Annotated in this window: 8 protein-coding genes; 7 read left to right on the forward strand and 1 reads right to left on the reverse strand. The window is 63.3% G+C overall.

Translation table 11 applies throughout. From position 1 onward, the window contains the following. Window positions 1-20 precede the first annotated feature (20 nt). The 4 genes from lspA to olsB all read left to right on the forward strand — a co-directional run bounded on the left by lspA (window position 21) and on the right by olsB (window position 4,941). A complete protein-coding gene (gene lspA / locus NKH05_RS13250; protein ID WP_023718949.1) occupies window positions 21-497 on the forward strand; it encodes a signal peptidase II in 477 nt (158 codons plus the stop codon). Between the two features lie 52 nt (window positions 498-549). Beyond that, window positions 550-1,539: an acrylyl-CoA reductase (NADPH) gene (gene acuI, locus NKH05_RS13255; RefSeq protein WP_023718948.1), complete on the forward strand. Its 990-nt coding sequence runs from the start codon at window positions 550-552 to the stop codon at window positions 1,537-1,539. A gap of 88 nt (window positions 1,540-1,627) precedes the next feature. Beyond that, entirely contained in the window at window positions 1,628-3,916 is a 2,289-nt protein-coding gene (locus tag NKH05_RS13260) for a hybrid sensor histidine kinase/response regulator (protein WP_023718947.1), read from the forward strand. 149 nt (window positions 3,917-4,065) lie between these two features. Next, window positions 4,066-4,941, forward strand: a complete 876-nt coding sequence (olsB, locus tag NKH05_RS13265) for a l-ornithine N(alpha)-acyltransferase (RefSeq protein WP_023675251.1) — start codon at window positions 4,066-4,068, stop codon at window positions 4,939-4,941. 9 nt (window positions 4,942-4,950) lie between these two features. Here olsB and NKH05_RS13270 read toward each other — a convergent pair whose 3' ends face one another. Continuing rightward, window positions 4,951-5,583, reverse strand: a complete 633-nt coding sequence (locus NKH05_RS13270; protein ID WP_023718946.1) for a trimeric intracellular cation channel family protein — start codon at window positions 5,581-5,583, stop codon at window positions 4,951-4,953. A 75-nt stretch (window positions 5,584-5,658) separates the two neighbouring features. Between NKH05_RS13270 and NKH05_RS13275 the strand changes: the two genes are divergently transcribed. From NKH05_RS13275 to NKH05_RS13285, 3 genes are all read left to right on the forward strand, one after another. Further along, complete coding sequence (locus NKH05_RS13275) at window positions 5,659-6,309, forward strand: TetR/AcrR family transcriptional regulator (protein WP_084642653.1); 651 nt, start codon at window positions 5,659-5,661, stop codon at window positions 6,307-6,309. A 53-nt stretch (window positions 6,310-6,362) separates the two neighbouring features. Next, a complete protein-coding gene (locus NKH05_RS13280; RefSeq protein ID WP_353025507.1) occupies window positions 6,363-6,974 on the forward strand; it encodes a cupin domain-containing protein in 612 nt (203 codons plus the stop codon). A 24-nt stretch (window positions 6,975-6,998) separates the two neighbouring features. Beyond that, on the forward strand, window positions 6,999-7,317 hold a 319-nt coding region (locus NKH05_RS13285; protein WP_353025509.1), incomplete at its 3' end, for a transposase.

Genomic DNA, 7,317 nt, shown 5'->3' on the forward strand with positions numbered 1-7,317 from the left:
AAACCGTGAAACTGCAAACCATGAAGTCCTGGAGCCCCTACGCTTTTCTGGTTGTCGCCGCGATAGCGCTCGACCAGTGGCTGAAATATCTGGTCGAGACCGGCCTTGCCTTCCAGGAAAGGCTCGATCTCCTGCCGTTCCTGGCGCTGTACCGCACCTACAACACCGGCATCGCGTTTTCGCTGTTTTCGTCCTTCGGCGACACCGGCCTGGTGGTCGTCGCGGTTCTGGTGGTCGCTTTCGTTCTCTATCTTGCGGCCCGCACGCCGCCCGGCCACCTGCTTGCCCGCGTCGGCTTCGCGCTGATCGTCGGCGGCGCGCTCGGCAATCTGATCGACCGCGCTGCCTATGGCCATGTCATCGACTATATTCTGTTTCACACGCCGGTCTGGTCCTTCGCGATCTTCAACCTCGCCGATGCCTTCATTTCGGTCGGTGCCGTGCTGGTCGTCTTCGATGAGCTCATTGGCTGGTGGCGCGGAACATCGAGCGATTGACCTCACTCGCCCGGCACCGCACATTTCTTATTTGCAAGCCCGAGGAGAAAAAATGCCCGAAGCCTTCAAAGCCATCCTCGTTTCGCGCGACGCCGAGAAAAACCAGTCGGTCGCGGTGACCGAGCTCACCGAGGCAGACCTGATGGAAGGCGACGTCACCGTCGCGGTGGAGGCGACGACGGTGAACTACAAGGACGGCCTTGCAATCACCGGCAAGGCGCCGGTGATCCGCCGCTGGCCGCTGGTGCCGGGCGTCGATTTCGCCGGCACCGTCATCTCGTCTTCCAATCCCGACTGGCGCGAGGGTGACAAGGTCATATTGAACGGCTGGGGCGTCGGCGAGACGCATTTCGGCGCCTTTGCCGGACGCGCCCGCGTCAAGGGCGACTGGCTGGTACCGCTGCCGGACGGCATGAGCCCGCATGATGCGATGGCGGTCGGCACCGCCGGCTACACCGCCATGCTTTGCGTCATCGCGCTGGAGCGCCACGGCATCGTGCCCGACCGCGGCCCTGTGGTGGTGACGGGCGCTGCCGGTGGCGTCGGGTCGGTCGCGGTCTCGATCCTGTCCAGCCTCGGCTATCACGTCATCGCCTCGACCGGCCGCAGTGCCGAAAGCCCCTATCTGACCGACCTCGGTGCCGCGGAAGTGATTTCACGCGACGAGCTTGCGCAGCCTGCAAAACCGCTAGCCAAGGAACGCTGGGCCGGCGGCATCGACGCTGTCGGCAGGCACACGCTGGCCAACGTCCTGTCGATGACCTCCTATGGCGGCGCCGTTGCCGCTTGCGGCCTCGCCGGCGGCATGGACCTGCCGGCAAGCGTCGCCCCGTTCATCCTGCGCGGCGTCTCGCTGCTCGGCATCGATTCGGTGATGGCGCCCAAGGCGGTCCGCATCGAGGCCTGGCGCCGCATCGGCACCGATCTCGATCACGCAAAGCTTGCCAGCCTGTCGACGAGCATCGGCTTCGACGGCATCATCGGCGCCGCGCATGACATCGTCGAGGGCAAGATCCGCGGCCGCGTGGTGGTGGACATGTGAGGCTCCAAAGGGAAAAAAAGAGCGCGACCGCTAAAATTCGAACGATCAACCACAACCTTCAATAAGCTCTGTCTGGCAGGAATTCCGTATGATTGCGGAACCCGGCATCAGAGAGGCGGAACCAGCCGAACGGGCCGACCGGGCGGCCCCCGAGGCGTCAGGGCGGCAGCTTGTCGCCGCGCCGCCGCTGGCGCCGGAATTGCCGGACGCCAACCGCCACGGCCTGCCCTTCCTGACTCTCGTCGCCATCGTCGTGCTGGCAGGCCTGTCGCATCTGACCGGAGCGCCGATCTTCATCACCATTGGCCTTTTGGCGACAGCCATCGCCGGGCTCGCCATGCATCTGCGCAACAGGCGCACCCAGCGTCGCGCGGTGGCCCTGCTCGATGCCACGACCGCCCGCAGTCGCGCCGAGATCGAGACGCTGGCCGACCGCATGTGGGAGATGCAGGAGAGCGAGGAGCGCTTTCGCGGTCTGATCGATGCACTCGGCGATCTCGTCGTCCACCGCGACCGCGACGGCCATATCGTCTACGCCAACAAGGTTTTCGCCGACCTTGTCGAAACCGACCAGCGCGACCTCGCCGGCAAGACCCTGGCGGAACTAGGCATCGATGTCGGCATCGTTCCCGACGCCGCCTTTTCCGACCATGAATGCCTGAGTTCCACTGATGTCGCCATTCGCACGCCGGACGGCCCACGCTGGTTCTCTTGGATCGAGCTGTCGGTGCGCGACAAGGACAGCGGCGCCGTTTCGCATCGCGCCATCGCCCGTGACATCACCGCCCGCAAACGCGCCGAATCCTCGCTGATCACCGCCCGCGAACGGGCCGAATATGCGAGCCAGGCCAAATCGCGCTTCCTCGCCACCGTCAGCCACGAGATACGCACGCCGATGAACGGCATCATGGGCATGGCCCGGCTTCTCGCCGACACCAGCCTTTCGCCCGAGCAGCGGACCTATGTCGGCGCCATCTCGACCTCGGCCAGCGCGCTGCTGGCGCTGATCGAGGACCTGCTCGACTATTCCAAGATCGAGGCCGGCCGCTTCGATCCCGAACCGCAACCGATGTCGGTGCGCGAGATCGCCGACAATGTCATCGAGCTTTTGGCGGCGCGGGCTTTTGCCAAGGATATCGGCCTCGGCTGCCATGTCGAACCCGACGTGCCGCAGCTGATCACCGCCGACCCCGGCAGGGTCAGGCAGGTGCTGCTCAACCTTATCGGCAATGCCGTCAAGTTCACCGACAGCGGCGGCGTCCTGGCAAGCATCGGCCGCGTCCGCACCGAAACCACCAACCGCATCCGCTTCACCATCACCGACACCGGCCCCGGTCTGCGCGAGGAGGACATGGAGCGCATCTTCGAGGACTTCGAACAGGCTGACGGCACCTCGACCCGTACGCATGGTGGTGCCGGCCTCGGTCTCGCGATTTCCAAGCGCCTGGTGACGGCGATGGGCGGCACTATCTCGGTGTCGAGCCGGCTTGGCCAGGGATCCGAATTCGTCTTCGAGATTCCCGCTATTTCCGCCGTCGAGGCGCTGCAGATCCGCCAGAACGCGCTGTTGGGCCGGCATGCGGTAATCGTGTCGAAGAACCTGGTCGAGGCCGAAGCCATCGCCCGCACCATTCGCGCCAATGGCGGAACGGTCGATCTGGCCGCCGCCGCCGCCCAGGCCGCCCCTTTCGCCGAGGGCTGCAACGTGCTTCTGGTCGATGCTGCCATGGAGCAAAGCGACGGCAGGCTGCTCAGGCGCCTGCGCCAGAGCGGATTTGTCGATTGCGAGGCGGTGACGCTGATCGCGCCGACCGACCGCGGCATGCTTGGCGAGTTCCGTGCCAACGGTTACGCCACCTTCCTGGCGAGGCCGGTGCGCGGCGAGACATTGCTGCGCGTGCTTTTGACCAGCCACGCACCGGTCATCGCCGAGCCGCAACCGCAAAAGCGCGGCGCGCAGGCTGGGCACGCCATTGGCGGCCGCCAGCAGGGCCTGTCGGTGCTGATCGCCGAGGACAACGACATCAACGCCATGCTGGCCCGCGCCACCCTCCTGAAGGCCGGGCATCGGGTGAAAGTGGTCGGCAACGGCAAGGCCGCGGTCGAGGCGGTCATCAGCACCGGCCATAAGCACCGCTACGACGTGGTGCTGATGGACCTGCATATGCCTGTCATGGACGGGCTGGACGCCATCGCCGCCATCCGCCGCCATGAGGAGGAGACCGCGGTTCCGCCGGTGCCGATCATGGTGCTGTCGGCCGACAGCCAGGAAAAGACCCGCCACGCCGTGCTCGCCCACGGTGCGAGCGGCTTCGTCACCAAGCCGCTCGACCCTGATGCCCTGGTTCATGCGGTTGAAGGGCAAGTGGCCGCTTGAGGCACAACATAGACGGTCGATAGATTACCCAGCCGACGAAGTATTGCCCGCAGAGCCGTATCACGGTACTGTCACAATCCTGTTGCACCTACACCGTATCCCCGTGCCAAGAGGGATGGCTCGAAGGAGAATCACTCGTGCATACAGTCATGCCGGAATGTGATGCTCGGCCGAACGCCAGCGGGCCTTTGCTCGTCGGCCGGAACGCCGATGCCGTCATAAAAGGCGCATCGCTCGGCCGCATCGGCAATCTCGAAGTGCGGCTCGCCCGCAACGAGGCCGAGATCGCCGCCGCGCAGGAAGTGCGCTACCGGGTGTTCTACGACGAGCTTGGTGCCAGGAAGGACCTGTTCCAGATGCAGGACCGCCGCGATGCCGACCGCTTCGATCCCCTCTGCGACCATCTGCTGGTCTTCGATACTTCGCTTTCCGGTCCCGAGCATCGCCGCATCGTCGGCACCTACCGCCTGCTGCGGCAGGAGATTGCCGCGGCGGCGGGCGGCTTCTATTCCGAAGGCGAATTCGAGTTGACCAAGCTGATCGCGCGACATCCCGGCCAGCGCTTCCTCGAGCTCGGCCGCTCCTGCGTTCTGCCGGAATACCGCTCCAAGCGCACCATCGAGGCGCTGTGGCAAGGCATCTGGGCCTATATCAATCATTACGGCATTGGCGTGATGACCGGCTGCGCGTCGTTCCACGGCACCGTGCCGGCGGCACATGCAGAGGCGCTGACCTATCTTGCCCACCACTGCCGGACGAATTCATCGTGGGACGTGCGTGCCGTCGCCGGGCGCTATTGTTCGATGGATCTGATGCCGATCGAAGCCGTTAACACCAAGGCGGCGATCGCCGCGATGCCGCCGCTGGTCAAGGGCTATCTGCGCGTCGGCGCGCGCATCGGCGACGGTTGCGTCATCGACCGTGAATTCTCGACGGTCGACGTGTTCGTGGTGATGCCGGTCAAGGAGATCGGTGCCCGCTACGTCAATTATTATGGCGGGGAAGCGCAGCGGTTTGCAGCCTGACACCTTAAATCAGGGAATATCTTCCGGACGCCGGCCAGGCTTGCTTTTGTAGGACGGAAAGGCCCAGCCGAATTTCAGCGCGCCGCCGCGTACGCAGAAAGCCGCCATGAAACCTGCCAGGCCCGACGCAAGCGGCGGCAGTCCGGCGAAATCGCCAAGTGTGTAGAGGCCGGCGCCGGCAAGCGCTGCGGTAACGTAGATTTCCGGTCTCAGGAGCACCGAAGGCTCGCCTGTCAACAGATCGCGCAGAATGCCGCCAAGGGTTGCGGTGAGCATGCCGGTGACGATCGAAACTGCAGGTGACCCGGTGATCGTCAGCCCCTTGGCCGCGCCAATCACCGAAAATGCGGCAAGACCTATGGCGTCGAGCCAGAGCAGCAATTTGTAGCGCGACTCGAAACGATGTGCGCTGAAGAAGACGACGACCGCCACCGCCGCACAGATTAGCACATAGTCGCGGTTTCCCACCCAGAACACGGGCACGTTGAGGATGACGTCGCGAAACGTTCCGCCCCCGATGCCGGCAACGCTAGCCAGAAACAGGTAACCGATAATGTCGAGCTGTTTGCGCGAGGCGGCCAGCGCACCGGTCGCCGCGAAGACGGCGACGCCGGCATAGTCGAGAAGCTCGATCGGGTTCATGGAGGGAATAATGAAATACCGAGTGGGGAATAGCGAGTGGCTCCTGCGAATCTGGATTGACTCCAGATAAATTAAATGATTGAATTGTTCATTCAATTATTTGGGTGGACGTCTATGTCCCCTCGCCGCTACAGCATGGCTTCCCGGACTGCCGCCTTCGCCAAGACGAGGCAGCGCATTCTCGACGCGACAATCAAGCTGCACACCCAGAACGGCATCTTTGGCACGACTTGGAAGGATATCGCTACGGAAGCCGATGTCGCCGTTGGCACCGTCTACAAGCATTTTCCTACTCTGGATGACCTGGTGCCGGCGTGCGGCGAATTGCTGATGGAGCGCCTGCGTCCTCCGTCGCCCGAAGCAGTGAGGGAGATAATCGGCGACGCGACCGATCCTGAAGAACGGCTACGCCGGGTCGCCAACGAGCTGTTCGCCTTCTACCAACGTGGCGGACGGCATCTCGAAAGCGACCTGCGCGAGCGCGAGCTTCCGGCCATGCGGGAATGGGAGGAATACCTGCGACACATGGTGGCCGGATTCGTGCGTGAGGCACTGGCGCACGACGGTCCGGGCGATGATGTCGTGCAGGCAATCAGCTTTCTATTCGACTTTCCGACGTTCAACGCCATGCGGATACGCGGTATGACGGTGGACCTCGCCGTCGAAACGGCAACGACAATGGCGCTCTGCTGGCTCAAAGGCAGAGGCCGGACGAGCACGTCTTGAGCGAACAGAATGCGGGAGGCGAAACAAAGGTCAGATGGCAAAGGGAGGAAGTCATGGACACGAATGTCGTTGAAATCACTGAATTTGCATTGAAGCCCGGATTCACCGAGCAGATGTTCCTGCAGACTAGGGATGAAGTGAATGACGAGGTGCGAAAGCTCAGGGGTTTCCTCAACCGTCGCCTGCTCAAATCCGCAGGCGGCTGGACGGAGATATTCGAATGGGCGGACATGGACAGCGCCAAGGCGGCTGGCGAGGTCTGGTCCTCCCTGCCCGGCATCAAAAACTATTGCTCGATGGTGAATTCCGCCTCGATCAAGGTCGGCTACCATTCTGTGGCGGCCGTGGCTGGCGGCGAAGCTGGCAGGAGCACTCCCCACGCCTTTTGCAGTCACGCCTTGGAAGGAGAGGCGCGCTGGTGGCTTGGCTCGCTAGCGGTGATCAAGGCGACAGCGGTCCAGACCGCGGGCCAGTTCACGCTGATCGAAGTGCTCGAGAGCGAAGGTGAGGCGCCGCTGCATGTGCACCATCGCGAGGACGAGTCATTCCTGGTGATGGAAGGCGAGATCGAGTTCGAGATCGGCGGTAAGGCGATTATGGCTGGACCCGGTTCGTTTCTCTTTGGGCCACGGGGACTGTCGGGAATTCTGTGCGCGAGGCCATGATGATGGAAAGGAGAGAATCATCGCATGGCTATTGAGAAGGAACTTCTGGACCAACTGCTTGCCGGCCGCGATCCGAATGAGGTGTTTGCCAAGGACGGATTGCTCGACGACCTGAAGAAGGCGCTTTCGGAACGGATTCTGAACGCTGAACTCGACGAGCACCTTGAGGACGAACGCACCGACGGCAGCGTCAATCGCCGCAACGGCCATTCGCGGAAGTCGGTGCTGACGGGCACGTCGAAGATGACGCTGTCGATCCCGCGCGACCGGGCCGGGACCTTCGATCCGAAGCTGATCGCCAAATACCAGCGCCGTTTTCCCGATTTCGATGACAAGATCATCT

Origin of the sequence: Mesorhizobium sp. M1399, from assembly GCF_040317735.1 — a bacterium.
Classification (GTDB): Bacteria; Pseudomonadota; Alphaproteobacteria; order Rhizobiales; family Rhizobiaceae; genus Mesorhizobium.

Coding starts and splice junctions, on each gene's coding strand:
- NKH05_RS13275 (WP_084642653.1), top strand. CDS start 5,659: ATGATTGAATTGTTCATTCAATTATTTGGGTGGACGTCTATGTCCCCT.
- NKH05_RS13270 (WP_023718946.1), bottom strand. CDS start 5,583: ATGAACCCGATCGAGCTTCTCGACTATGCCGGCGTCGCCGTCTTCGCG.
- olsB (WP_023675251.1), top strand. CDS start 4,066: ATGCCGGAATGTGATGCTCGGCCGAACGCCAGCGGGCCTTTGCTCGTC.
- NKH05_RS13260 (WP_023718947.1), top strand. CDS start 1,628: ATGATTGCGGAACCCGGCATCAGAGAGGCGGAACCAGCCGAACGGGCC.
- lspA (WP_023718949.1), top strand. CDS start 21: ATGAAGTCCTGGAGCCCCTACGCTTTTCTGGTTGTCGCCGCGATAGCG.
- acuI (WP_023718948.1), top strand. CDS start 550: ATGCCCGAAGCCTTCAAAGCCATCCTCGTTTCGCGCGACGCCGAGAAA.
- NKH05_RS13280 (WP_353025507.1), top strand. CDS start 6,363: ATGGACACGAATGTCGTTGAAATCACTGAATTTGCATTGAAGCCCGGA.